At 58.2% G+C, this 26,264-nt stretch carries 21 protein-coding genes and 2 pseudogenes; 4 read left to right on the top strand and 19 right to left on the bottom strand.

Translation table 11 applies throughout. The features are described from left to right. Positions 1 to 70: 70 nt before the first annotated feature. The 10 genes from rplT to N0K08_RS16710 form a co-directional block, all read right to left on the bottom strand. Positions 71 to 430 carry a 50S ribosomal protein L20 gene (gene rplT / locus N0K08_RS16665; protein WP_159912880.1) on the bottom strand — a complete coding sequence of 120 codons (360 nt, stop codon included), beginning with the start codon at positions 428 to 430 and terminating at the stop codon, positions 71 to 73. Between the two features lie 26 nt (positions 431 to 456). Then, positions 457 to 660, bottom strand: a complete 204-nt coding sequence (gene rpmI, locus N0K08_RS16670; RefSeq protein WP_159912882.1) for a 50S ribosomal protein L35 — start codon at positions 658 to 660, stop codon at positions 457 to 459. 213 nt (positions 661 to 873) lie between these two features. Next, positions 874 to 1,479, bottom strand: coding sequence for a translation initiation factor IF-3 (gene infC / locus N0K08_RS16675; RefSeq protein ID WP_261501510.1), 606 nt, complete (start codon positions 1,477 to 1,479; stop codon positions 874 to 876). 76 nt (positions 1,480 to 1,555) lie between these two features. Beyond that, positions 1,556 to 3,487, bottom strand: a complete 1,932-nt coding sequence (thrS, locus tag N0K08_RS16680) for a threonine--tRNA ligase (protein ID WP_261501511.1) — start codon at positions 3,485 to 3,487, stop codon at positions 1,556 to 1,558. Positions 3,488 to 3,743: 256 nt separating this feature from the next. Beyond that, positions 3,744 to 5,480 (bottom strand): acetyl/propionyl/methylcrotonyl-CoA carboxylase subunit alpha, encoded by a 1,737-nt coding sequence (locus tag N0K08_RS16685; RefSeq protein ID WP_261501512.1) that lies wholly within the window; start codon positions 5,478 to 5,480, stop codon positions 3,744 to 3,746. A gap of 45 nt (positions 5,481 to 5,525) precedes the next feature. Next, positions 5,526 to 7,145, bottom strand: a complete 1,620-nt coding sequence (locus tag N0K08_RS16690; RefSeq protein WP_261501513.1) for a 5-oxoprolinase subunit B/C family protein — start codon at positions 7,143 to 7,145, stop codon at positions 5,526 to 5,528. 6 nt (positions 7,146 to 7,151) lie between these two features. Next, positions 7,152 to 7,931: a LamB/YcsF family protein gene (locus N0K08_RS16695; RefSeq protein WP_261501514.1), complete on the bottom strand. Its 780-nt coding sequence runs from the start codon at positions 7,929 to 7,931 to the stop codon at positions 7,152 to 7,154. Between the two features lie 35 nt (positions 7,932 to 7,966). Then, complete coding sequence (pcp, locus tag N0K08_RS16700) at positions 7,967 to 8,638, bottom strand: pyroglutamyl-peptidase I (protein ID WP_408642962.1); 672 nt, start codon at positions 8,636 to 8,638, stop codon at positions 7,967 to 7,969. 13 nt (positions 8,639 to 8,651) lie between these two features. Next, positions 8,652 to 9,608: a DUF979 domain-containing protein gene (locus N0K08_RS16705; protein ID WP_261501515.1), complete on the bottom strand. Its 957-nt coding sequence runs from the start codon at positions 9,606 to 9,608 to the stop codon at positions 8,652 to 8,654. Positions 9,609 to 9,610: 2 nt separating this feature from the next. Next, complete coding sequence (locus tag N0K08_RS16710; RefSeq protein WP_261501516.1) at positions 9,611 to 10,360, bottom strand: DUF969 domain-containing protein; 750 nt, start codon at positions 10,358 to 10,360, stop codon at positions 9,611 to 9,613. A gap of 413 nt (positions 10,361 to 10,773) precedes the next feature. Between N0K08_RS16710 and N0K08_RS16715 the strand changes: the two genes are divergently transcribed. Beyond that, a complete protein-coding gene (locus tag N0K08_RS16715; protein ID WP_261501517.1) occupies positions 10,774 to 11,451 on the top strand; it encodes a GntR family transcriptional regulator in 678 nt (225 codons plus the stop codon). Between the two features lie 96 nt (positions 11,452 to 11,547). Here the strand turns inward: N0K08_RS16715 and N0K08_RS16720 are convergent. The 6 genes and pseudogenes from N0K08_RS16720 to N0K08_RS16745 form a co-directional block, all read right to left on the bottom strand. Beyond that, a pseudogene (locus N0K08_RS16720) lies at positions 11,548 to 11,778 on the bottom strand (isocitrate lyase); the annotation flags it as partial. A gap of 236 nt (positions 11,779 to 12,014) precedes the next feature. Further along, positions 12,015 to 13,199, bottom strand: a complete 1,185-nt coding sequence (locus tag N0K08_RS16725) for a site-specific integrase (RefSeq protein ID WP_261501518.1) — start codon at positions 13,197 to 13,199, stop codon at positions 12,015 to 12,017. A 282-nt stretch (positions 13,200 to 13,481) separates the two neighbouring features. Continuing rightward, positions 13,482 to 14,690, bottom strand: coding sequence for a DUF3631 domain-containing protein (locus N0K08_RS16730; RefSeq protein WP_261501519.1), 1,209 nt, complete (start codon positions 14,688 to 14,690; stop codon positions 13,482 to 13,484). Positions 14,691 to 15,627: 937 nt separating this feature from the next. Continuing rightward, entirely contained in the window at positions 15,628 to 16,095 is a 468-nt protein-coding gene (locus N0K08_RS16735; protein ID WP_261501520.1) for a hypothetical protein, read from the bottom strand. A 144-nt stretch (positions 16,096 to 16,239) separates the two neighbouring features. Then, complete coding sequence (locus N0K08_RS16740) at positions 16,240 to 16,608, bottom strand: hypothetical protein (RefSeq protein ID WP_261501521.1); 369 nt, start codon at positions 16,606 to 16,608, stop codon at positions 16,240 to 16,242. 132 nt (positions 16,609 to 16,740) lie between these two features. Then, positions 16,741 to 17,277: a hypothetical protein gene (locus N0K08_RS16745; RefSeq protein WP_261501522.1), complete on the bottom strand. Its 537-nt coding sequence runs from the start codon at positions 17,275 to 17,277 to the stop codon at positions 16,741 to 16,743. 267 nt (positions 17,278 to 17,544) lie between these two features. On the opposite strand from N0K08_RS16745, the gene N0K08_RS16750 reads away from it, so the two are divergent. After that, on the top strand, positions 17,545 to 17,877 hold the full coding sequence (locus N0K08_RS16750) for a helix-turn-helix domain-containing protein (protein WP_261501523.1): 333 nt from the start codon (positions 17,545 to 17,547) through the stop codon (positions 17,875 to 17,877). 448 nt (positions 17,878 to 18,325) lie between these two features. Beyond that, complete coding sequence (locus N0K08_RS16755; RefSeq protein ID WP_261501524.1) at positions 18,326 to 20,386, top strand: HEAT repeat domain-containing protein; 2,061 nt, start codon at positions 18,326 to 18,328, stop codon at positions 20,384 to 20,386. A 272-nt stretch (positions 20,387 to 20,658) separates the two neighbouring features. Here the strand turns inward: N0K08_RS16755 and aceA are convergent, their stop codons facing one another. The 3 genes from aceA to N0K08_RS16770 form a co-directional block, all read right to left on the bottom strand. Beyond that, on the bottom strand, positions 20,659 to 21,990 hold the full coding sequence (gene aceA, locus N0K08_RS16760) for an isocitrate lyase (RefSeq protein WP_261501525.1): 1,332 nt from the start codon (positions 21,988 to 21,990) through the stop codon (positions 20,659 to 20,661). 448 nt (positions 21,991 to 22,438) lie between these two features. Next, positions 22,439 to 23,788, bottom strand: a complete 1,350-nt coding sequence (locus tag N0K08_RS16765) for a L,D-transpeptidase family protein (protein ID WP_261501526.1) — start codon at positions 23,786 to 23,788, stop codon at positions 22,439 to 22,441. A gap of 63 nt (positions 23,789 to 23,851) precedes the next feature. Beyond that, positions 23,852 to 25,051 (bottom strand): nuclear transport factor 2 family protein, encoded by a 1,200-nt coding sequence (locus N0K08_RS16770; protein ID WP_261501527.1) that lies wholly within the window; start codon positions 25,049 to 25,051, stop codon positions 23,852 to 23,854. Positions 25,052 to 25,791: 740 nt separating this feature from the next. On the opposite strand from N0K08_RS16770, the pseudogene N0K08_RS16775 reads away from it, so the two are divergent. Continuing rightward, positions 25,792 to 26,264 (top strand): annotated as a pseudogene (locus N0K08_RS16775) (hypothetical protein); the annotation flags it as partial.

Genomic DNA, 26,264 nt, shown 5'->3' on the forward strand with positions numbered 1-26,264 from the left:
CCTTTTCAAGCCCTAGCCCTTGTTGTTAGTGCATTAGCAACTACAGGTTATGTAGCTACAGGCCGTGAACTCAAGCAGCCAGCTTGGCCTTGACTTGTTCCACGATGCTTGCGAAAGCAGCCTTGTCGTGCACCGCGATATCGGCCAGCATCTTGCGGTCGATTTCGATCGATGCCTTCTTCAGGCCGTTGGCAAACACGCTGTAGGTCATGCCCAGTTCACGCGCAGCGGCGTTGATACGAGCAATCCACAGCTGACGGAACACGCGCTTTTTGTTACGACGGTCACGGTAGGCATATTGCCCAGCCTTCATTACCGCTTGTTTAGCGATACGGAAGACATTACCGCGGCGACCGCGAAAACCCTTAGCGAGGGCCAGAACTTTTTTGTGACGGGCACGGGCCGTTACACCACGTTTGACGCGAGGCATGTAAGTACTCCTTGTTCGTCAGTTAATTACAAGCCAAAGCCGGGCAGCATTTGTGCGACGGAGGCCATGTTGGTCTCGTGCACAGCAACCGCACCACGCAGGTGACGCTTGTTCTTGGTGGTCTTCTTGGTCAAGATGTGACGTTTGAAGGCTTGACCGCGCTTGACGGTGCCACCGGGACGAACGCGGAATCGCTTCTTCGCGCTGCTCTTGGTCTTCATTTTGGGCATGTGTATGCTCCTATTGATTGTGCTCGTGAGGCGTTCGCACAAAAGAGTGCGAACTTGTTGGCCCCGAGCCACTTCTTTGCCAGCCATTTCAGGCCAGCTTGCAGGGCAACGAACGAATCCGTTGCCCTGCTCCGCTGCATGGCGTGAACCACGCAGCGCAAAAGAAAAAGTGAGCCTTTACGGCTCACTTTTGCTGCAAGCAGAGATTATGCCTCAAGCTGCGGGCGTTGTGGGCGCATCGCCCTGAGCCTTGACAGGTGCTGGCTTTTTCTTGGCCGGAGCGATCATCATGATCATCTGGCGACCTTCCAGCTTGGGGAACTGCTCCACTGCAATGGTATCGGCCAGATCATCGCGAATGCGATTGAGCAAAGCCAAGCCCAAATTTTGGTGCGTGATTTCCCGTCCGCGAAAACGCAGCGTGATCTTGCACTTGTCACCCTCCGCCAGGAAGCGGCGGATGTTGCGCAATTTGATGTTGTAGTCGCCGTCGTCGGTACCGGGACGGAATTTGACTTCCTTGATCTCGATGACCGTTTGCTTGGCCTTGGCCTCGGCGGCACGCTTTTGCTCCTGGTATTTGAACTTGCCGTAGTCCATCAGCCGGCAAACCGGCGGATTGGCTGTAGCGGCAATTTCTACCAAGTCAACGTCCAACTCACCCGCCATGCGCAATGCTTCCATGATGGGAACAATGCCGAGGGGCTCGTTTTCAGGGCCGGACAGGCGCACTTCAGGCGCCATGATTTCACGGTTGAGGCGGTGCTTGCGCTCCTCACGGTGACGGCGATCGCGAAATTCAGTAGCTATGGTTTTCACCCTTGAATCTAAATGGCTACAACAGCGTAGCCTGCTTGCGTGCGCTGTGCACGCAAGCCAGAACCTGACATCTCAGTCAGACTTTGGAGGTGATGTCGCTGGCGATCAATTCGATGAAAGCGTCAACGGACATCACGCCGAGGTCTTTATTGCCCCGGGCGCGCACTGCAACCGCTCCAGCTGCCTTCTCCTTGTCGCCTGCGACAAGAATGTAAGGCAGCTTCTGCAACGAATGCTCGCGTATTTTATACGTAATCTTTTCGTTGCGCAGATCCGTGACCACCTTAAGGTCTTGACCTGGCAGTGCTTTTTGCAGTTTTTCAGCAATTTCACGACAGTAGTCGGCCTGCGAATCGGTGATGTTGAGCACCGCCACCTGCACCGGAGCCAGCCACGCCGGCAAGGCGCCGGCGAACTGCTCGATCAGGATGCCGAGGAAACGCTCCAGGCTGCCAACGATGGCGCGGTGCAACATCACGGGACGATGGCGGTTGCCGTCTTCACCCACGTACTCCGCATCCAGGCGCTCGGGCATGGAGAAGTCGACCTGGATGGTACCGCACTGCCACTGGCGACCCAGTGCGTCCTTCAAGGTGTACTCGATCTTGGGGCCGTAGAAAGCACCGTCGCCGGGCGAAATCTCGAAGTCGCAACCGGAAGCGCGCAGGCTGTCCATCAGCGCGGCTTCGGCCTTGTCCCAGCTTTCATCCGAGCCGATGCGGGCTTCGGGCCGGGTCGCGACCTTGTAGATGATTTCCGTGAAGCCGAAGTCGGCATAGACTTTTTGCAGCAGGCGGCTGAAGGCCAGCACTTCGGGCTGGATCTGGTCTTCGGTACAGAAGATGTGGCCGTCGTCCTGCGTGAAGCCGCGCACGCGCATGATGCCGTGCAGGCCACCCGTGGGTTCGTTGCGGTGGCATTGGCCAAACTCGCCGTAGCGCAGCGGCAGATCGCGGTAGCTCTTGATACCCTGCTTGAAAATCAGGATGTGGCCCGGGCAGTTCATCGGCTTGAGCGCGTAGTCGCGCTTTTCGCTTTCGGTGACGAACATGTTGTCGCGGTACTTGTCCCAGTGGCCGGTCTTCTCCCACAGGCCCTTGTCCAGGATCTGCGGACCCTTGACTTCCTGGTAGCCGTTATCGCTGTAGACGCGGCGCATGTACTGCTCAACCACTTGCCACAGCGCCCAGCCCTTGGGGTGCCAGAACACGGTGCCCGGCGAGTGCTCGTCGATGTGGAACAGGTCGAGTTCGCGGCCGAGCTTGCGGTGGTCGCGCTTTTCGGCTTCTTCCAGACGGTGCAGGTACTGCGCGAGTTCGTCCTTGCTGGCCCAGGCCGTGCCGTAGACGCGTTGCAGCATTTCGTTGCGGTGGTCGCCGCGCCAGTAAGCGCCCGCGACCTTCATCAGCTTGAAGAACTTCAGCTTGCCGGTGCTGGGCACGTGGGGGCCGCGGCACAGGTCTTCGAAGTTGCCTTCGCGGTACAGGCTCACATCCTCATCGCTGGGGATGCTGGCAATGATTTCGGCCTTGTAGTGCTCGCCCAGGCCCTTGAAATACGCCACGGCTTCGTCGCGCGGCAGCACGCGGCGCACCACGGGCTCGTCCTTGGCGGCCAGCTCGGCCATGCGCTTCTCGATCGCCACCAGGTCTTCGGGCGTGAACGGGCGCTTGTAGGCGAAGTCGTAGAAGAAACCGTTTTCGATCACCGGACCGATGGTCACCTGGGCGTCGGGAAACAATTCCTTGACCGCATAGGCCAGCAAGTGGGCCGTGGAATGGCGAATGACGTCCAGGCCATCGGCATCCTTGGCCGTGATGATGGACAGCGGAGTGTCCTGTTCGATAAGGTAGCTGGTGTCGACCACCTTGGCAGCGTCACCGGAACCGACCTTGCCGGCCAGCGCGGCCTTGGCCAGGCCAGTGCCGATGGAGGCGGCAACTTCGGCCACGGTGACCGGGCCGGGGTACTCGCGTTGGGAACCGTCGGGGAGCGTGATGTGGATCATGGAATTCCTTGTCAAACCTTGTTTGGGGGGAGTCGATGCGCGCTCTGCCAAAAACAAAAAGCGCGGATCGGGTCCGCGCTTGAGAGGGAGAGAAAGAAAAATCTCGTGCAGGCGCGAACGGCCGGCCTATTGAGGGCCGACAAACATCTCCGAGGATGTAGTTCGCGGTGTCATAACCAGATTGCCTTTCTCGCCCTTGTACGTTGAAACAGTGGTGCTTATTCGCGCATTTTACATCTGCCGCACAAAGCCTGTATTAGACGATTTTAGCGATGCAAGTGCCTTGTTGCTGATAGGCGCCTGTTGCGGCCTGGATGGCGATGCGGCCGGCGCGGTGCGCGGTGACCTGCATTTCCATCTTCATCGCTTCCATCACGGCAATCACATCGCCGATGGCGACGACATCGCCTTCGGCCACATGCCAGGCATGCAGCGTGCCGGTCACGGGCGCGGCCACGGCCGACGCGTCCTGCACGGCGACCACGGCCTGGCTGGCCAGCATGCCCACGGCGGACGCGGATTGCATTCCGGCCAGCAGTTCGGGCGGCAGGCCCAGGCTCACGCGGCGGCCGTCGATTTCCATGGCCGTGCGGTGCAGCGCCGTGGCACCCATGGGCGTCACGCGGGCAGCGGCCGCCAGGTCGTTCGCGAAGTCGGTTTCAATCCAGCGGGTGTGGACCTTGAAGTCCTTCGCGGTCTGCGCAGTGAAATCCGGCTGATCCAGCACGGCGCGGTGGAAAGGCAGCACCGAGGCCACGCCTTCGATGCGGAATTCCTTCAAGGCGCGGCGCGCGCGCGCAATCGCCTGCTCGCGCGTCGCTCCGGTCACGATCAGCTTGGCCATCAGGGAGTCGAAGGTACCGGGAATGGTCGAACCCGACACCACGCCGCTATCCACGCGCACGCCAGGACCCGAAGGTGCCTCGAAAAGCGTGATCAGGCCCGGCGTTGGCACGAAACCGCGACCCACGTCCTCGGCGTTGATGCGGAACTCCAGCGCATGGCAAGTGGGCTTGGGCGTTTCCAGCACGCGCAGCGGCAGACCGTCGGCGATGCGCAGTTGCTCGACCACCAGATCCATGCCCGTGGTTTCCTCGGTCACGGGGTGCTCGACCTGCAGGCGCGTATTCACTTCCAGGAAAGAGATGGCGCCGTTCTGGCTCAGCAGGAATTCCACCGTGCCCGCGCCCGTATAGCCCGCGGCCGCGCAGATATCCTTGGCCGACTGGTGAATGCGCGCGCGCTGTTCGTCGGACAGGAAAGGCGCGGGAGCCTCTTCCACCAGCTTCTGGTTGCGCCGCTGCAAGGAGCAGTCGCGCGTGCCCAGTACCAGCACGTTGCCGTGCTGGTCGGCCAGCACCTGCGCTTCGACGTGGCGTGGACGGTCCAGGAACTGCTCCAGAAAGCACTCACCGCGACCAAAGGCCGTCACGGCTTCGCGCACGGCCGATGCATACAGCTCGGTCACTTCCTCGAGCTTCCATGCCACCTTGATGCCACGGCCGCCGCCGCCAAACGCGGCCTTGATGGCCACGGGCAGGCCGTGCTGCTTGGCGAAATCCACCACTTCCTGGGCGTCCTTGACGGGCTCTGCCGTGCCGGCCACCAAAGGCGCACCGACTTTCATCGCCAGCTTGCGCGCCTGCACCTTGTCGCCCAGGCAGGCGATGGCGGTGGGCGAGGGGCCGATCCAGATCAGGCCGGCGTCGAGCACGGCCTGGGCAAACGCCGCGCTTTCCGACAGAAAGCCATAGCCCGGATGGACGGCGTCGGCACCGCTTTTGCGCGCGACTTCCAGCAGCTTGGCGATGTTCAGATAGGTGTCCGCGGGACGTTCGCCGCCCAGGCCATAGGCCTCGTCGGCCATGCGTGCGTGCAAGGCATTGATGTCGGCATCGGCATAGACCGCGACGGATTTCACTCCATAGTCGACGCAGGCGCGGGCAATGCGGACAGCGATCTCGCCACGGTTGGCAATCAGGACTTTTTTCATGGCATTCAACTCTTTATTCTGTGAGCTCGGGTGTCGGCTGCGCACTCAGGCCTGGGCCGGTGCAGCGGTCTCGACGACGTCAAAATCGCGGATCACGCGGAATTTCACTTTGGCATTCACCGGGATCTGCCCGGCCAGGTCCAGATGGTGGCTGGCCACGCTGGCGATCACGGGATAGCCGCCGGTCAGCGGATGGTCGGCCAGGAACAGCACGGGCTGGCCGCTGGCGGGCACCTGGATGGCTCCGAGTGCCGTGCCTTCGCTGGGCAATTCCTGCGTCTGGGAGCGGACCAAGGCAGCCTCCCCTTGCAGGCGGATACCGATACGGTTGGACTGGGGCGTGACCAGCCACTCCTGGGCGCCCAGCAGCGCCAGCGACTCCTGCGCGAACCAATCCGCGCGCGGCCCCATCACCACATCCAGGCAGACCACGTCGCCAGCCTTGGGCATGGCAAACGAGGGCTGCTCGGACAGTGCCACGGGCGCCAGAGCGCTACCTGTGCCCACCTGCAATTCGTCGCCCGCCGCCAGCGCCGCCGGTCCCACGCGGGCCAGCGTGTCCGTGGACGCGCTGCCCAGCACCGGCGTCACGGCCCAGCCGCCGCGCACGGCCACATAGTTGCGCGTACCCGCCAGCGGAGAATTCACGATCAGGCGGTCGCCCGCATCCAGCGCCAGCGGCGCATAGGCCTGCACGGCAACGCGCTGGCCCTGCGCCGTCAAGACTTCGATCAAGGCATCGGCCCCGGTCACGGCCACCACGGCGGCCTGCAAGGCCTGCAGCGTCAATCCGCCATAGGCCACTTCCAGGCAGGCGACATCCGCGCCGTTACCGACCACGCGATTGGCCGCGCGCAAGGCGCTGCGGTCCATGGCGCCGGACGTGCCCACGCCCTGCCCGGCCTGGCCATGGCGGCCGGCATCCTGGAACAGGGTCTGCATTCCGGGCGACTCCACGCGAAACGCCGCGGGCGCGGCTGCCGCGCGGTCGGCGTGGACCACGCGCTCGCCCGCGCATGCGGCCATCAACGCCGCCAGCGCTTGAGTGGACAGCGTGGCCACATCGACAAACTGCACGCGGTAGCCGGGCTGCAGCAGCGCAGGCGCCACGCGTTCCAGATCCCACATGCTGACGGGCGTCGCACCAATGATCTGCCAGCCGCCGGGGCTGGCCTGGGGATAGACGCCGCTGAAAGTACCCGCCAGGCCGACCGAGCCGGGCGGAATGCGCGTGCGCGGCGTCTTGCGCCGGGGCACATCCAGCAAGGGATGGCCGCCCGACAGATAGGCAAAGCCCGGCGCGAAGCCGGTGAAGGCCACGGAGTATTCCGCGCCCGTGTGCATGCGCACCACGTCCTGCGGTGTCACGCCCAGCAGCTCGGCGACTTCCTGCAAATCCTCACCGTCGTACTGCACGGGAATCTGCACGCTGTGGCTGGAACGCTGGACCTGCGCGCCTATGCTGCGCCGGCCGACTTCGGCGATCAGCACCGGCAGCGTCGTCACTTCGGGAGAAAAATAGATCAACAGCGTGCGGGCTGCGGGAATCAGCTCCTGCACGCCCGCCACCGGCTCGGTCTGCAGCGATTGCAGCAAGGCCAGGGTCTGGGCCAGATCGTCGAGCTCGACCAGCACCGCGTTCAAATTGACAGGCAAAAAGCGCATACCGGCTTACCCCGCGGCCTGGGCCGTATCCGCCACAAACGAGGCGATTTCCACACCGGCGGCCTGCAGGCGCTCGCGCACGGAACGTGCCATCTCCACGGCGCCCGGGCTGTCGCCGTGCACGCAGATCGAGTCGGCCTGGATGCGCACGTCGTTGCCATTCACGTCGGCGACCACGCCTTCGCTCACCAGGCGCAGCATGCGGGCCGCGACGGCTTCAGCGTCGTGCAGCACGGCGCCCTTTTCGCGGCGCGAGACCAGGCTGCCGTCGGGCATGTAGCCGCGATCGGCGAACGCTTCGGCCACGGTGCGCAGGCCTGCATCCCGGGCCCAGCCAATCAGCGGCGAGCCCGCCAAGGCCACCAGCACCAGGCTGGAGTCCACGGCCAGCATGGCCTTGATCACATCGCGCGCCTGGCGTGCGTCATGGGCAATCGTGTTGTAGAGCGCGCCGTGGGGCTTGACGTAGCGCACGCGCGTGCCGGCAGCCGCGGCCAGGCCTTGCAGAGCGCCGATCTGGTAGATCACATCGGCCACCAGATCCTCGCTGGCCACGTCCATGTTGCGCCGGCCAAAGCCCACGAGGTCGCGATAGGCCACATGCGCGCCCACCGTGACGCCGTTGCGCTGGGCTTCTTTCAGCGTTTGCAAGATACCGGCGGCATCGCCAGCGTGAAAGCCGCAGGCCACATTGGCGCTGCTCACCAACTTCAACATGGCGGCGTCATCGCCCATGCGCCACGCGCCCAGGCTCTCACCCAGGTCGCTGTTCAAATCTATTTTCATCATCTTGTGGTTTCCATCGTTGGTGGCGCAGCCCGTCAGTGAAGCTTTCCAGCCGTTTCCTGCACGTCGTCGCGTACTGTCAGCGCCGTGCGCAGCAGCACCTGTATGCCCTCGACCTGCGTGGACAGCGCCATGCTGGGCGCTCCCGGAATGCGGGCCGCCTGCTGCGGCAGCAGCGGCAGGTGTACAAATCCGCCGCGCGCCGCAAGCCCCTGGCCCGCCAGTGCATGCATCAGCGCGTAGAAAACGTGGTTGCAGACAAAGCTGCCCGCCGTGTTCGAGACCGAGACCGGAATGCCCGCGGTCCGCAGATCGCGCGCAATGGCCTTGATCGGCAGCGTGGACCAATAGGCCACCGGCCCATCGGCCACGACGGATTGGTCGATCGGCTGTGCGCCCGCATTATCGGGAATGCGTGCGTCGTCGACATTGATGGCCACGCGCTCGGGCGTGATGTCCGAGCGCGTGCCGGCCAGGCCCAGGCAGACCACCAGTTGCGGCTGCAGCTCCTGCATCGCCTGGCGCAGCACCTCGGACGCCTGGCCAAAAACGCAGGGCAGCTGCCGGGCATGCACGCGCGCCGAGACACCATCGACCTCCAGCGTCCAGTCCGCGAGCGCACGCGCGACTTCCCACGAAGGGTTCACCGTGTCCTGATCAAACGGCTCGAAGCCGGTGAGCAGGATGTTCGTCATTGGCAGGCCCATGCAGTCGCTCCTCTCAGCGGAACATCAGGAAGTTCAACAGGAAGACGTTCACCACCAGCAGCGCCAGCGCGGTAGGTGCCTGGGCCTTGATGACCGCGTTCTTGTCCGGCAACTCCAGCAGTGCCGCGGGCACGATGTTGAAGTTCGCCGCCATGGGCGTCAGCAAGGTGCCGCAGTAGCCCGAGAACATGCCGATGGCCGCCATCACGGCAGGGTCGCCGTGGTAGACGCCCACCAGGATGGGCACGCCCACGCCGCCCGTCATCACCGGGAATGCCGCGAAGCCATTGCCCATGATGATGGTGAACAGCGCCATGCCCACCACGTAGACGGCCACGGCCACGAAGCGGATGTCCATGTTGATATAGCTGGTCGTCACATAGGCCACGGCCTTGCCCACGCCGGCGTCGGAAAACACCAGCCCCAGCATGCCCAGCATCTGCGGCAGCACCACGGCCCAGCCCAGCGCGTCGATCAGACGGCGCGACTCGCGCATGCCCTGCATGGGCGTCTCGCGGGTCATGTAGCAGGCCATGGCCAGCGCCACGATACAGCCCAGGCCCAGGCTCACCAAGGTGGTGTTCTTGGGGTCCAGCAGCGGCACATCGCCGATCTTGATGTTGTGCAGCCACAGCGTGCCGATGACGGTCACGACGGGAATGGCCAGGGCCGGCATGAACAGCTTGTTGCCCAGGCGCTTGGCGCTTGCCATGTATTCAGAGTCAGTGCGCGGCTTGTGCTTGCCAAAGCCCACGCCACCGAAACCGGCGATCAAGGCCATCACGATGACGCCCACGCCCACCCATTCAGGGGCCAGTTTTTCGCCGATCAGAAAGACCAGGGCATACAGCCCCCAGAACAAGGCACTGCTGTAGCGCTTGGAGTGGCCCTTGTCGGCCAGGGTCATGCATGCGGTGATCGCCAGGATAGCGCCCACCAGGTAGTAAAGATGCTGGATCGAAAGAATCATGATCAGCGAGCCTCCATGCTCTTGCCTGCAGCCGCTTCTTCAGCGACTTCCCTGGCGGCCTGGCCGTTGCCCAGTTCCTTGTCCAATGTCTTGTCCAGACGGTACATGCGCCAGCCGTGGATCACGAAAGCCGCAATGGCGGTCGGAATGCCCCACAGCGCCACATGAATGGGCTCGACTTCGATACCTGCCTCGCGCAGGAAAGTAACCATCAGCACGATGGCGCCAAACGCCACGAAGATGTCCTCGCCGAAGAACAGGCCCACGTTGTCGGTCGCGGCCGAGTAGGCGCGCAGTTTGTGGCGAATGCGCTGGGGCAGCTTGCCGTATTTGGTTTCAGCCGCGCCTTCGGCCATGGGGGCCAGCAACGGACGCACCATCTGCGGATGTCCGCCCAGGCTGGTCAAGCCCACGGCGGCCGTCAATTCACGTGCCGCCAGGTAGACGATCAGCAGTCGGCCGGCCGTGGCCGACTTGATGGAGCTGATCCAGTTCTGCGCGTGCTGGCGCAGACCATGGCGCTCCAGCAAGCCGATCACCGCCAGAGGCAGCAGGATGATCAAGGGCAGATTGCGGGTCTTGATGAAACCCGAGCCGATGATGGCCAGGATTTTCTCGGGACCAAAGCCCGCGGCAAAAGCCGTGGCGATGGCGGTGGCGATTACCACCAGCATCGGATTGAAGCGCAGGATAAAGCCCGCGATGATGACGGCCACCCCTATCAGGGGCCAAAGGCTGACGTCGGTGATCATGAAGGACCTTTCGTTGAACCAAAGCAACTCGGCAGAACGAATCACATGTTGCGCGCGCCACCGCGGTTGCGCTGGCGCCAGTAACTACTGACCCTGTCTGCATAACAACTTTCCCATCCTGCCGACGGCGTATGGCGCATAGGCTGGCTTTTCAAAGCCCGCCTATGCGCCATTTTTGTCGAACAATTAAGAAAGAAGATTGAGCACTTGCTCATCAATAGATGAACAATGTGACGATTGTGAGATCCATTGGGGGCCAAAAAAATAAGTAATTACCCTAGACTTCTCGTAACAGGGCGCGCAACAAGTGCGGGCGAACCACGTGGTTCACTGCACAATGTCCCCTGCCGCCAAAGGGCCGAGCCGTGCCGGACGGTCCTCTGTTCCCCCTGACGACGCACCACACTTCATCCATGACTTCCGCCCCCGAGCTTTCCATCGCCGCCACCAGCCTCAACGAACGTGTGGCGGACATGGTGAGACAAAAAATCGTCCAGGGAGAATTCGTGCCCGGGCAGAAGCTGTCCGAGGCGGCACTGAGCGACAGCCTGGACATCTCGCGCAATACGTTGCGGGAAGTGTTTCGCACACTGACCAAGGAAGGCCTGCTCAAGCACACGCCCAACCGCGGCGTGTTCGTGGCCACGCCCAGCATGGCGTCCATCATCGACATCTACCGCGTGCGCCGCATGATCGAGTGCCAGGCCCTGGCCCAGGCCTACCCCCGCCATCCCGCCAAGAAGCGCATGCGCCAGGCGGTCGACAAGGCCGTTGCCTGCCGCGACGCGGACGACTGGCTGGGCGTGGGTACGGCCAACATGGAATTCCACATGGCCCTGGTCGAGCTCGCCGACAGCGAGCGCCTGAACAATTTCTTTTCCCACCTGCTGGTCGAGCTGCGCCTGGCCTTCGGCGTGCTCAACGACCCGGAATTCCTGCATGCGCCCTATGTCAATATGAACCTGCGCATCATGGAACGGGTGGAGGCCGAGCAGCTGGCCGAAGCGGCGGCCATGCTCAATGACTATCTGGTCCATTCCGAGCGCATCGTGCTGGCCGTTTACGCGCGGCAGATCGCTCAGGCTGACTAAGAGCGTGTTTGGCTTCCAGGTCCCCCTGGACGAAAAAAAGCCATTCCGCGGAATGGCTTTTTTGTTGGCGTCACGCCCTTGCGGGCGCCGCGCAGATCAGTGGAACTGCTCTTCTTCAGTCGAACCGGTCAGCGCCTTCACGCTGGACGTGCCGCCCTGGATCACCGTGGTCACGTCGTCGAAGTAGCCCGCGCCCACTTCCTGCTGGTGCGACACGAAGGTGTAGCCCTTTTCACGTGCGGCGAACTCGGGTTCCTGCACCATGTTCACGTAGTGCTTCATGCCTTCGCCGTTGGCGTAGGCGTGGGCGAACTGGAAGGTGTTGAACCTTCATGGAATACCGTAAGTACAAGATTTCTAACGGTTTTTTCCTGTTTTCAGGTCGCGCTTTCGCGTTCACCCACACATGCCCCACCCCGTCGCGGTGAGCTTTGGCGCACTGATCAACCGAGCTGTCTTTCCTTCAGGTCTGGATGTCCATTCACCCCCACCAACCACCCAGCCCAATGAGGGTGGAGCTATCGATGGTGTGCCGGGGGTGTTTGGCGTTGCCTAAATTTTAGTCAGACTTGAGGTTGCGCGGAGGACTTCCAACTCGCGTCTACCACCTTGGCCGCTGCATCCACGGCAGACAAAAGGGTTTCATCGGCCAAGTGGCTGTAGCGTGCAGTGGTCTTGAGCTGGGAATGCCCCAGCAGCTTGCTGACCACATAGATGGATTGACCCGAGTTCACCAAATTGCTGGCAAAGGTGTGGCGCAGGTCATGCATCCGCAGGTCGGGTAGGCCGACCTCCTTGCGAACCTTGTCCCACGGATAAAACAAGTTGCCAAACGGCTTCTTGGTTTCCGGGTTCGGGATCAGATACGGACAGTCCTTCCAGCGTGGCAAGCTGTTCAGGATTTCCAACACCCTGGCCGAGATCGGGATGTTGCGGGCCTTGCCGCTCTTGGACATGGGAATACGCCAGTTGCGCCGCTCCAAATCGAAATGCTCCCACTTGGCATCCAGCAGTTCACGCTTTCGGCATCCGGACATCAGCAACAAGGCAACGATGTGCTTGAGCTGAGTGTTATCACTTCGGGCCAACGCTTCGTGCAAACGCTGGGTTTCAGCAGCACTGAGATAGCGTTCCTTGGCATTGTTCGGATCGAAAAGCACTACACCGCTGGCGGGGTTGGATTGGGCGCCCTGGATGTCCTTCTTCTTCGCCAGATTGAACATGATCTTGAACAGGATGGGTAGCTTGTTGGCCTGGGCCAACGCATAACCCTTGGCGCGCAGATCCATGTGGGCCTCGGACAGCATATTGGTCGTGATCGCATCCAGGTGTTTGGACCCAAAACGCGGCAGGATGTGGCAGTTGATGAAACTCAGCGTGGATTGGAAATTTCTCCTGTACAGATGGATGTGGGGGATGTAGGTGTCACGTATGAACTCGGCCAAGGTCGGCACCAAACGCAAGGCTTGGCGCTCTTCCAGTGGATTTCCGCCAAGCGCTACCTCAGAGCGTAAACGCTGGGCCTTCTGTCGGGCCTTGTCGTAACTGATAGCGGTGGCGTCTCCAATCTTGTGCTGACGGAGTTTGCCGTGGGCATCCCGATAGCGCAGATGGAAAGTTTTACCACCAGAAGGCCGGGCCTCCAGGATGAAACCCTTGATGGCACTATCGTAATAGTCCACCTTCCCTTTCTCGGGTGGACAAGATGCTTCACGCACAAACTGCGCACTAAGTTGGACAATGGGCATGTACCCTCTCCTTCAAGGTAGTTGTTGATAAGGAACCGCGCCTATTCCGATAGACACCTGGATAAAAGACGCACGAATACCAATCCACATGGACTTGGACATGCACGAAAAACTGAGGTAATAAGAAGGCGGTGCAGCCCCTCCAAGCTAGCCACCGCCGCGCCCGGCATTGATGAAAATCATCGACTTACGAAAAATCCCTTGTAACCAGGGGCAGGCGGCCTAGCCGTGCAGCAGAAGGGGCGACGCCACCTCGCCAAGGGTGATGCCCCGATCAATGTCTTAGAAGTTCGGAATTGGCGGTTTTCCGAAAAGAGGTGGCGCCTTATTTTCCGGTTTTGGCTCATCCTTTCGTTCGGTCAGATAACGCGCAAAAGCATCCTCGAATTCACGCACCTCATACCCCTTTGGCGTGTAGTCCGCTCTCATGCGAACCGTTTTTGTCTTAATTCCATAAGCGCTCATAAACTTCGCCAACTGGCGAGCTTTAATAGGTTGCCCATGGTTGTAACTGCACCAGTCCATATCCTGATTTCCAGTCAACTTATCCAACAGCTCAACCGATGGAATGTGTTGCCGCTCATAGTCAGACAACACCTCGCGAATATCCTCCAGCAATTGATTGGAAGAAGACTTGGGCGGCGTCGTTTCAATGCAGTTCTGTACAGCCGCCGCATGCGCCTTGGCGTACCACTCGTTCCCAAAGCAGTGAGCGATGGCGAGCAATGACTCCCAGTTGTCTTGCTGTCGGTCACTGAGCGATTCCGGCAATTCACTCCATCCTTTCACCAGGGTTGCCTTTTCCGAATCAACCAATTTTTTAATTCGCGAACGCAGATTAGAAAAAACCATTGGATCGGCAGAGCGTAGGCGCTTAACGCTGTCATCCTTTGTTTTTCGCTTCAAGGGAATCTGGATACCTCGACTCATCGTGGCATCCTGCAAATGCCGCTCAAGCATGATCCCGGCCATGGCTTTAGGCCCATGGACTTGATAGGCACACTCGACCAACTCCTTCCCATCAGACTCAACACGCAAGACGACCCCACCGCGCTCATAGCCCTTGTTCACAACGCCTGCCATTTCATTCTTTCCCTGCATGAATGTGTCAGCCTCATCGATAAGCAGAGTCGGCTTATAGTTGTTGATCAATCTAAACAGAGCGGCCAAAGTAATATTTGCCGTTTCTATGGGCTTATGCACCAACATCTCGACCACCTTCAAAAGTTGAGTTTTCCCGCACTCCCTCTCGGGTGCATTGATCAGTAGCAACGGGCAGCGAGCGAACTGCTCATAACACCATGTATTGATGGCCCACAGAGCAACTGCCAAGGCGGCATGATCCGAGATCACCACATAAGTTTTGATAGCGCCGATCAAATCCCTCATCAATTCTCCTCGATCAACCTCATGATCCAAAGGCACGGGATTGTTCACGCTGAGCATTTCAAAAATCATTGCTGAGGCTTTGCTCTTCAATTTAGGCTTCATTCTTCACTTCCCAAAAATCAAGTTGATGTAAAAACGGATTGGCCAATCCTTGGTTCGCTGAGTACAAGCAGCGAATCCGGTATTGAATGTCCCATAAAAATTCGTGCCCATCAACTCGTACCAAAAATCCTCCATGGTCATTTCAAAAAGGAAATAATAAAAATATCAAGAATAGAAATACATAAAATAGGAAATTCAAAATTAATAAGCTACGACCTGCTTCTTGCTGGGAGGAAACTTTTTCCCTAGATAGAGATGCATCAACAAGGGAAATAAAGAAACATGAACAGGGAAATTTCTTGCACACCAAACAAGGGAAATTTGGCGCACTGAGCTTGGCGTGCGTCTGCGTGGGAAGTGGGCTGTTGAGCAGGCTGCAGTTAGCAAAAAAATGACCGTAACAACTTAAAACAATTAAGTCTCACCGGGTGATGCTTTTTGCGCCATCACCCCATGCCACGCGCTGCCACCGCCCCCCACCACCAGCGCCGTCCGCAACATCTGCAACGCCGCAACGGCTTTGAAAAACCAGGGCCTGGCAGGTGTCGGAGTGGCAGATGCGGCGGAATGCGACCGGGGACTCCCCCCCTCGGGGCCGTCGGGAGCGGGCCCAGCAGGCGCCCCTCAACGGATACACACATTGCCCGCTGGTGAGGCCTGCGAGGGGTGGGGATCACCCCCCTACTACCGGCCCCGCTCAGCGTCCCCTTGCCCCACTCTTGTGGCCGCTGGCGGGGAGCACGGCTCCACCCTGGACTTATCTACTTACGAAAGCAGCGAAGCCATAAAGCGATCGCAGCACCAGCCAGGACCAAGACCAGTAACTGGGGATACATAAAGGTCAAGATAGCGGCAGCAGCAATGGACATGGGACGGGTCGCGTTGAACCACATTCCCAGCGCCAATAAAGTGACCAGCGCGGCCAGGATGCGTGGAGTCAAGCTCCACCCTTCGCTTTTCGATGCGACTTCAGGGCGGCATCACCGCTGCCCTTTGCCTTTGGCGGGTTCTGCAGGACCAACTCCAGGGTAGTCATAGGCACATGCTCATGGAGCCGCGTATTCGCCTCACTGGGTCGGATCAACCCCAAGTCCCTTAACGCAGCCAGCACGAAGCCGCCTGTATTAATGGACTTGCCAGGATGCAAACAATGGAAACTCTTTGCCTTGAGCTCCTTAGACCCAATGACGATGGCCTCAATCGCTTCAAATGCAGCCCAGTCCTTGCACCACATCCCGCCACCCGTGTTGCGGGCAATTCGCAGGTGCAAGCCTCCTCTAGCTCCATTTTTGCCAATCTCATAGGTCAACGTGCTTTGTCCCGAGATCGATGCACATTTAGCGGTGTAAAAGCTGCTAATCACTTCACACTGGGACACAGATTCAATCTTCTCAACTTCACTCATAGTTATCCTTGGTAGTTTTACAATTCGATAGATCTAATGCCTATCAAATAAGATGGAAGAAAATTCTCATTCAGGCAATTAAAGTTGCACAAATTAATAAAAAATCCGCTTCATACAGCGGCCTGCCTGGAAAAAATAACACTTTCATGGCAAAAGCAATTCCATCTGTGTATGGCAATAGCTCAAAAGGCTTAGATCGATGCTTGGATTCTTGGGAATAAAGACAATCATCCCCGCACCATCATCACTGAGAACTAGCGTCAATTCAAACCATTCGCAATGGCTTTCAATCACATCGCAATTCCTTTCAAACAGACCAAAACCCAGTGCACCATTCAGTGCCGCTAGCGCATCTGGAGGATCTAGCACAATTACTCTGACAAACGATGGCTCATCAAATTCCGGATAACCCAGCAACTCATCAATACGTCGATCTATAATCGCCCCCAACTCAGCGCCAGAGATTAAACACCGGGCATCCCGAACAGATGCCATACCCTCATAGACTTGCATAAGTTCTTTTCATAAATAAAAAAAGCCCACCTAGATTCAATCCAGGCGGGCAAGAGATCAGCCATAAATAATGGCTTATTTGACTCCCTATAGTGAAACACTATTCACAGGAAGCACACTAGAAATTATTTCTCATTTTTCACTTTCCATAACCTTGAATTTACCTTCCATTTCTTCGCAAGACTCTTGCGCCTTAACCAACAATGAATTGTAGGTACTCCCTACTCCTAAACCAGCCACATAATCGACAACCACAACATCCTTACCTTCAAGAATTTTACTTGCATTACTTTTGCATTGTTCATATTTTGAATAGTTGTCTGGCTTTTTGCACAGAGAAAGTTTATGCCCGCCAACTGCAGGATCTTTCTCTAGCATCGCCTGCTTTTTACATTCCCGGAAGCTCTCTATCAACGTGTCACAGTAAGCATTTTCCTTAATGTTTCTTTTCAACCCCTCAGAAGTCAGTACTCCATCTCTTTTGCAAGAATAAAGAATTTTTGGCGCTGCAAGCAACTTATATTGCGAGCAATCCTCATCGGAAATTCCATCATTTTTACCACAAGCCACTAGCGAAGCAAGCAGCGCTGTCGCGAGTAAAATATTAGTTGATTTTTTCATTTGGCAAACCTCCATTTCATATTTTTCATTAGACAAATTATTTGACATCAACCTTTACCAGTCATAAGACCTTTCTTTAATAATCCTATTTCTATGCAGAAATTATTCACCCATGCCAAAGGCAATATTGTGAAAAAATGGAATAGAGAACTCATAATCCATTCACCACCCTATTGAGAGGAAAGAATCAAGAGGACTCAGACCGACGTCCTGTACAGACTTCACCGGTGCTATCAACTACAGGATCGGCGTTACACACCCTCGTGTAACGTTTTTCGTGACGACAGGCTAGCACGGTGTCACGAGACTCGCTACATGAAGTCTGTGCCCCTGGAGCTCTCTAACGTCGTAGGCCGCCGCATGCGCGCCCGACGTGAAGCCCTGCAGTGGTCTCAGGAAAAAGTGGGGGTGCTCATTGGCATCGATGAGTCTTCAAGTCGTGCCCGCATCAGCAGGTATGAGCTGGGGACGCACGAGCCCCCAGTGAAGACAGCCCGGCAGATAGCCGAAGCGCTAGGCGTCCCACTCGCCTATCTCTACTGCGAAGATGATGAAGTGGCCGAGCTTCTTCTGGCGCTGCGGAAGCTCAACTCGTCAGTTCGCCATCGAATAGTTGCCTCATGGATCGATGAGATGGCTGGAACGTAGCCGATTCATCTTTGCTTTTCTACTTAGCGCTAATCGATCACGCCACTCATCATTGATTGCAGATGCTGCTCTAAGTTGACCGAGACGCTTGAATTGCCCCATGGCGGCAGTCGACCTAGGCTGTGTGAAAGCTCGAAAAAACACGTTTTCGGGAGTAGCAAAACCATTCCTGGCAGCGTGATCGTTGATCTTAGAACGATCTAAGAGGTCGAGTTTTCAACTTTTCCATACACGATGGCTTTTCATACAGTCTCGACCCATAGCTGCCATCCGTGGAAGGCAGCTAACGGCCCCAACCAGTCAGACTGCATCCGCAAAGCAGGCGTTGATCCACCTTCCTTGGGATAAATAAGGTATGGCAGACATCAGCACAGTTGGATGTGATGGGCCGCCATTGAATGCCAAAATGGTATAATTATTGCATTCTGATACAAATCATTCGACAAGCATGAGACGTTTTTTTTGCTTCACACTATTTTTCGTCCTTGTTACTTTTACATCAAGTTTTTTGGGATTTGACTCTGTTGCTGCCCCTGCACCCCAAGTCTCAAAGGTCGATTTAGAAAAATTACGCGATAATTTGCTTAATCTCGAGAAAGATATTGCCATTATTTCGATAAAGGCAGAAGCTCAGAGCAATCGCATTACAGACCTTGGACTGTCGGCAACACATCAGGGAAACCTCATCAGCTGGACCGGTGTGGCTATCTCACTCATAGTCGCCGCTGCAGGTCTAATTACATTTTTCAGCGCGAAGGCAAGAGCTAAAGAAGAAGCCCGCGAAGCTTCGCACATATGGTTTAAGGATAATAGTGCAGAATTAAATCGACAGATACAAGATCTACAGCGAAAAGTTAATTCTATTGTAGAATCCATTGATGTAGATCATGCTCAATTTAAAAATAAGTTAGCTGCGGTCAGCGCTGAATTTGATCTTGCCAAAAAAGGATTTCCAAATAATTCTCAACAAGGGGCATCCAGGGACGATTCATTTCTGAGCATGGAGAACGAAGCCTCACCCCAAGAATCGTCATTGTCGATTAGCGCGCACCAGGTTACGCTAGACTCCGGCTCCCTAAGTGTTACACAGCAAGTCATAGACGTCGAAAAAATCCTTTGCGTTGAAGATTACAACGTCGCTGCAGCACCCAGCCAGTCCGCACGTACTCTTTTTCAAATGGCAGTGGAAATGGGAAGGCTTCACGGCCCTGAGCAGAAAATCTCTGGGTACGATGCGTTGATTCAACGTTTTGAGAAGGACACCACGCCAGAAGTGCAGGAGTGGGTAGCGCGAGCCATCTACTTCAGAGAAACAGAAATTGGCAAACTTCACGGTCCTGAGCGAAAAATCGCGGGCTACGATGCGTTGATTCAGCGCTTTGAGGAAAACACCAACCTTGCAGTGCGAAAATGGATGGCGCGAGCCATGTACTTCAAAGCAGTGGAAATAGGCAAGAGTCACGATCCTGCGCAAGAGATTGCTGGCTATGATGCGGTGATTCAGCGCTTTAAGGCGGACACCACGCCAGAAGTGCGGGAATGGGTAGCGCAAGCCATGTACTTCAGAGCAGTGAAAATTGGCAACGTGCAAGGTCCTGAGCGAAAGGTCGCAGGCTATGATGCGTTGATTCAGCGTTTTAAGGAAGACACCACCCCTGCAGTGCTGAAATGGCTGGCGCGAGCCATGTATTTCAGAACAGCAGAAATGGGAAAGCTTCACGATCCAGCGCAGGTAATCGCGGGCTACGATACATTGATTCAGCGCTTTGAGGAGGACACCACGCCAGAAGTGCAGGAGTGGGTGGCTCGAGCCATGTACTTTAGAACACTGGAAATTGGCAAGCTTCACGGCCCTGAGCAGGAAATCGCCGGATACGATGCGTTGATTCAGCGATTTGCGGATGAAACCGACCCTGCGGTTCGAAAATGGATAGCACGAGCCATGTTTTTCAGAGCAGTGGAAATAGGCAAGCTTCACGACCCTGCACAGGGAATCGCCGGCTACGATGCGCTGATTCAACGCTTTGAGGAGGATATCCTCCCGGAAGTGCGGGCGTGGGTAGCGCGAGCCATGTACATCAGAGCACTGGATACCGGTGTGATAAATGGTCCCGAGAAGGAAATCGCTGGCTACGATGTATTAATTAGACGTTCTGCGAATGACACCGCAACAGAAGTGAGGGAATGGGTGATACGAGCCATGTACTTCAGAGCAGTGGAAATTGGCAAGCTTCAAGGTCCTGAGCAGGAAATAGCTGGCTACGATGCGTTGATTCAGTACTTTGAGAAGAACGCCATTCCAGAAATGCAGGAATGGATGGCGCGATCCATGTACTTCAGGGCAGCGGAAATTGGCAAGCTTCACGGCCCTGAACAGGAAATAGCCAGCTACGATGCGTTGATTCAGCGCTTTGCGGATGACACGACTCCAGAAATACTCGAGTATGTAACTAGAGCAGAAACCCGAAAGGTCTCATTGCTGCAAAGAAATGAAAGCTCAACCGCGTAGTAATGATAAAGTGCTCCTGTTTTTTTTTGATGCAAACGCGGCATACTGAGCATCTTCTGCTCTCATATCGGTCTAGGCTGATCGCGTGCGAATGGTCCGATTTCTCAGGAGCCGTACTTCCGTTCTGGGTTGAAGGCTGTCGGCTACAAGAGGGCTGCTGACTACTCGCAGCCGAATCCAACCAAACCAAAACCACCTGACACCAAAGCATCAAGTGGTTTTTCAGCCTGCCCTACCCCGGCGCCCTCACAAACGCCAGGGGCTGGTCAAGATCAGTGGAACTGCTCTTCTTCGGTCGAGCCCGTCAGTGCCTTCACGCTGGACGTGCCGCCCTGGATCACCGTGGTCACGTCGTCGAAGTAGCCTGCGCCCACTTCCTGCTGGTGCGACACGAAGGTGTAGCCCTTTTCACGCGCTGCGAATTCCGGCTCCTGGACCATGTTCACGTAGTGCTTCATGCCTTCGCCGTTGGCGTAGGCGTGGGCAAACTGGAAGGTGTTGAACCAGTTGATGTGGATGCCAGCCAAGGTGATGAACTGGTACTTGTAGCCCATTGCCGACAGCTCTTCCTGGAAGGAGGCGATGGCCTTGTCGTCCAGGTTCTTCTTCCAGTTGAACGAAGGCGAGCAGTTGTAGCTCAGCAGCTTGCCTGGGCAAGCTGCATGCACGGCCTGGGCGAACTCACGGGCGAAGCCCAGGTCGGGCGTGCCGGTTTCGCACCACACCAGGTCGGCGTAGGGAGCGTAGGACACGCCGCGGCTGATGGCCTGCTCCAGACCGTTCTTGACGCGGTAGAAACCTTCCTGGGTGCGCTCGCCGGTCAGGAATGGCTTGTCGTTGACATCGTGGTCGGACGTGATCAGGTTGGCGGCTTCCGCATCGGTACGGGCCAGGATCAGCGTAGGCACGCCCATCACGTCGGCCGCAAAGCGTGCCGAAACCAGCTTCTCGATGGCTTCCTTGGTGGGCACCAGCACCTTGCCGCCCATGTGGCCGCATTTCTTCACGGCCGCCAGCTGGTCTTCGAAGTGCACGCCGGCCGCGCCTGCGGCGATCATGTTCTTCATCAGCTCGAACGCATTGAGCACACCGCCAAAACCGGCTTCGGCATCGGCCACGATGGGCAGGAAGTAGTCGATGAACCCGGCATCGCCGGGGTTCAGGCCACGGCCCCACTGGATTTCATCGGCGCGCTTGAAGGTGTTGTTGATGCGGCGCACCATGGTCGGCACCGAGTCGTAGGCGTACAGCGACTGGTCGGGGTACATGGTTTCGGAGCTGTTGCCGTCGGCGGCAACTTGCCAGCCCGACAGGTACACGGCTTCCAGACCGGCCTTGGCCTGCTGCATGGCCTGGCCGGCGGAGATCGCGCCGAAGGAGTTCACATAGCCCTTCTTGGCACCGCCGTTGACCTTTTGCCAGAGCTTCTCGGCACCGCGCTGGGCCAGGGTGTGCTCAGGCTGCATGCTGCCGCGCAGACGCACCACGTCGGCGGCCGAGTAGCCGCGCTTGACACCCTTCCAGCGGGGATTTTGCGCCCAGTCCTTTTCGAGTGCGGCGATTTGCTGTTCACGGCTGAGTTGCTGCGTCAGGGATTGGGGCATGTGAATCTCCAGGGTCTCAAGGTTGATGAAATTTGCGGGGGACATTTCTGCCTCCCATGTCATCCACTGTACGGTTTTTCTCGAAAAAAACCTCAAGTCTTATGTCTTATATAAGAGATATTCTATCCATATAAATCAACGACTTACAACGATTTTTCTTAATGTGAAACGAGATTTCTCGTATTGATATTTTTTGACGCGGTGCAGCATTTTTGTTTTTCACAATGTGAAAATGCCATTTCAGCAGGCAAAATTTCCCCGCTGCATCCCGTCGCTGCGCACGCAGAAAGGGGCGACCTCGCGCACCAAGGCCGGCATGGCGGCCCGGTATTGCTTGCTGGTCGGATGTGATGGGTGCTCCGCGCTCCTGTCCTTTGGCAGGACTGGCCACGGCGCAAGGCCAGGCGCGACATTGCGACGCGCTTGTCAGGGCCTGCCCAGTGAAGGCTCAGCCCCGGACTTCCTCGGAGAATATTTCCCAGTGGCTGCCCGCCTTGCGCCAATACTGGCGCAGCGGCTGAAACTTGCCCACTTTCTTGCTTCCTATCTGCGCATCCACGATCCGGATGTCGCCTTCCTTGTCTTTCCAGGCATAGACAGACAAGTTCTGCAGCGAAACATCCGAAGAACGGAAAAGCTCCGTGAGACGGGCTTTGGCAAATGACTCGGTCGTCGGGTCTTGCCCATACATCTTGCTCAGCAGCTGCGGATCGGCCTGGGTCCAGGCCTGCTGCCAGGCAGCCAGCACGGGGGCGAACGAATCCGCTGCCTTTTCCTGCACCAGGTCCGACTGCACCTGCCACTGCAGCTTGTCGCTGAGCACGACCGGCGTCTGGCGGTCCACCGTTTTCATCAGCGCGAGCAAATCGGTGTTGGCCAGCACGATGCAGCCGTCGCTGGCTTGCGGAAGGCGTGCAAACTGGTCCGGCGGCGATCCGTGCAGCCAGATTCCATCGCCCGAGCGATCCTGGGCCTTGTCCCAGTCGTTGGGGTAATTGAGCGTGAGCGCGCCCTTGCCATAGAAATCGGGCAGCTTGGCACCCGCAATCGGCCGACCGATGAAGTAGACGCCTTGCGGCGTTCTCTGGTCGCCTTCCTGTGACTTGCCCATGCCCAGCTTGCCAACAGAGATGTAGTAATCCGCGACCAAACGCAGCTTGCCCTGCTCATGGGAGAACACATACAGCCGGGATTTGCTGGCATCGATGGCCAAGGCATGGCGAACGGACGCGCCCAGCAGCTGAAATTCGCGTGGAATGCTGCCCGCCGGGGGCGAGAAACTGCTGCCGTGCACGCGGCGCTCAAGCTCCTTGCGCAAACCCTGCATCTGGGCTTGCCAGTCCAGGGGTTGCTCGTCCGCAGCCTTGGGCGCAACAGACACCTTCTTCGCCGGCAGGTCCGTGACGCTGGCGCCCGGCGACTCGGCCAGTCCGGCATGCCTGCCGGTCTTGAAACGCAGAAGATCGGCGTACACCAGTTGGGCCGCCAGGAAATTCGGAATATCTTCGGTCAGCTGTGCGACGGCTTGCAGGGCAGCATCCAACTCCTGCCCTTCCACCAGCTGGATGACCCGCAGCAGGCGCGCTTCCGCCGAGGTAGGCGCAGCAGCCACGTTCAGGGCCACCGTTGCCGACACGGCAGCCACTTCGGCACGGTCCGTGGACGCCGGCCGCACGGCTTCCACCACCGTCTCAGGCGACTCGTTGCGCCCATTGGTGCAAGCCGTGGCCAGCAGAGCCGCCCCCATGCCGACAACCGCCATCGCCACCAGCGCGCGACCCAGCTGCTGGCGAAGCAAGGGCCCCGACGATTTCCTTCTATTGACCATATTCACGCAGACGACAGCGGATGAAATACCAAATCAACCGCCCGTGCTCTCACGCACGATGCGCCAAGAGCCTTTTTCATGGCGCAGCGCCAGGGTTTTTCGGGTGGTGCTGTTGAGGCTGCCGGCCACATAGCGCTGACGGAACTTCGCCGTGGCCTGATCTCCATCGACCGACACCCGGACGTTCTGCAGCGCAACCGTGATGTTGTCCTTGCCGACGATGCGCACGCGGCGCGCTTCTTTCCATTTGTCCAGGCTGGTGCCGTCCGCCGGCACGAACTTTTCGCTGTAGGCATTCAGGTAACGCGCCATATCCTGTTTTTGCCAAGCCGCGGCCCAGGCATTGACGGCAGACTCCACTTCCGCGGCCGCCACCTGTGCCGCTGGCTTGGCTGCCACAGCGGGCTTTTCCGCCGGTGCTGGTGCCGCTTCGGCCGCACTGGGCTTGGCGGGCTTGACTTCGACCTTGGGCGCCTCGGCCTTGACCGCTGCAGCCACCACAGGCGCTGCCGCCGCCACAGGAGCCACCACGGCCGGAGTGCTCTTGACCGGCGCTTTGGCTTCCACCTTGGGCGCCGTCTGGGCTGAGGCCACAGCAAGCACTTCAGGCTTCTTCTCGGTCTTCGCCTCCTGCTTGGGCTCGACCTTGGCTTCGGCCTGCGTCGCACGTGGCGCCGATGGCGCCGCGGCGGCACTGGTGCTCGCAGCCGCCACCAGCGTCTTGGCGGGCGTCTGTTGTCCGGGCACCAGCTGCGTGATCAGCGCCAGTTTGGGAGGAATGGCCTTGCGCGAGCCGTCGAGCTGCAGGGCTTTGGAGTAGGCCTCGCTGGCCATGCGCGCATACAGATCGCCCAGATTCTCATGGGCCGTCGTATAGCTTGGGTTGGTGCGAATCGCCTGCTCCAGCGCTTCTGCCGCCTTGCGCTCCTGCCCGTCTGCCGCATAGAGCACAGCCAGATTGTTATACGGCTCGGGCATGTTCGGATAGTCACGGATCAGCGTCGAGAAAATCTTGATCGCCTGCGCACTCTGTTTTTGCTCGGTCGCAATCACGCCTTGCATGAAGCGCATTTCCACATCACCAGGATTTTGCTTGAGGTAGGTTTCCGCCTGCTTGGCCGCCTGCTTGGCATTGCCTTGATCCAGCAGTTGAGCCACTTCATCCACGCTGCGCGATGCATGTGCAGACAGGCTGCACAGGGCAATGCCCCAGGCGGCGAGTACAGCAAGCATGGGGCGCGAAAGACGCGAGGGAGCCGCACTGCGCGCACGCAACATAACTTCGGATGCAATCAGCATATAGCGATCTTCTCTACGCGGTAAAAAGGAAGGGGAGAAATGAGGCGCGACGATTCGCTTGAGCTTGACCAGCGGATCCGTCTGCACGTGCGACCAAGGCTTGTGAATTGTATAGCGCCAATGAGCGCATCCGGGTATCCATGGCCTGACGCCCCGCTGCTCCGCCCTCACATCTCCCGGCCCTGCGCTGCAGCACAAACCCGCACATGACGCGCTGCGCGCCTCCAGGCCGGCCGCTGGATCAACGATACGGCACAAACGCTCGACGTTACGGAACACACGCCGTAACACGCGACCCAAATCGTTTACACACCGCGCCTACCCTATTCAAGAAATTTGAAAAAATCCATTTGAAATCAATAACTTACAAGATCTTCAAGAACAAAAAAACAGAAGAATAAAGCTGGCACACATATTGCTTTTTACCCCTCCAGACGAGCTTCATGGCCCACGCCATTGCTCACCAACTGACTGATCAACCCATCTGGAGCGAGCAAATGACGCCATCTGCAACACAACCATCCGGCATGACTACTGCGCAGTGGACTGCCCCCCCGCTTGCTACCGCCACCACGACGGTTGGAGCGGTGGTCGCTCCCGCGTCCAGTACAGCTCCCGCCATCCTGTCCCAGGCCTCGCCCGGAGTTCAGATCGTTCGCGGTGGACAAACCATCATGGCTGCGGAGTCTGGAACCGCGTTGCAGCTCGGCGACAAGATCGTGGTCCCTGCGAACGGCAGTGCCCAGGCCTTGTTCACAGGCAACACTGGTCAGCAGTTGGTCGGAACCTTTGCAGGCGGCACCGAAGCCACCCTCACCACCAATGGGGGCGTCATGGCACTGGACCTTGCCTCCGGGAATGTGAACGTGGTTCCGGCCAGCGAATCCGATGCCGTGGGCCTGGTCGTGACCCAGGACTCATCCGATGCAGGTGGCTCGGTGCTCGGAGACTTTCTGCTGGCAGGCCTGGTCGGCGCGGGCGCAGGCGCGCTGCTCGCCCACAACAACAACGACGACGACAACCGCCCTGTTCCACCAACAAACCCAACCAACCCTACGGATCCGACCAACCCCACGGATCCCACCAATCCCACGGATCCGACCAATCCCACGGATCCCACCAACCCCACGGATCCGACCAACCCTAC

Source organism: Acidovorax bellezanensis (assembly GCF_025421555.1).
GTDB lineage: Bacteria > Pseudomonadota > Gammaproteobacteria > Burkholderiales > Burkholderiaceae_C > Comamonas > Comamonas bellezanensis.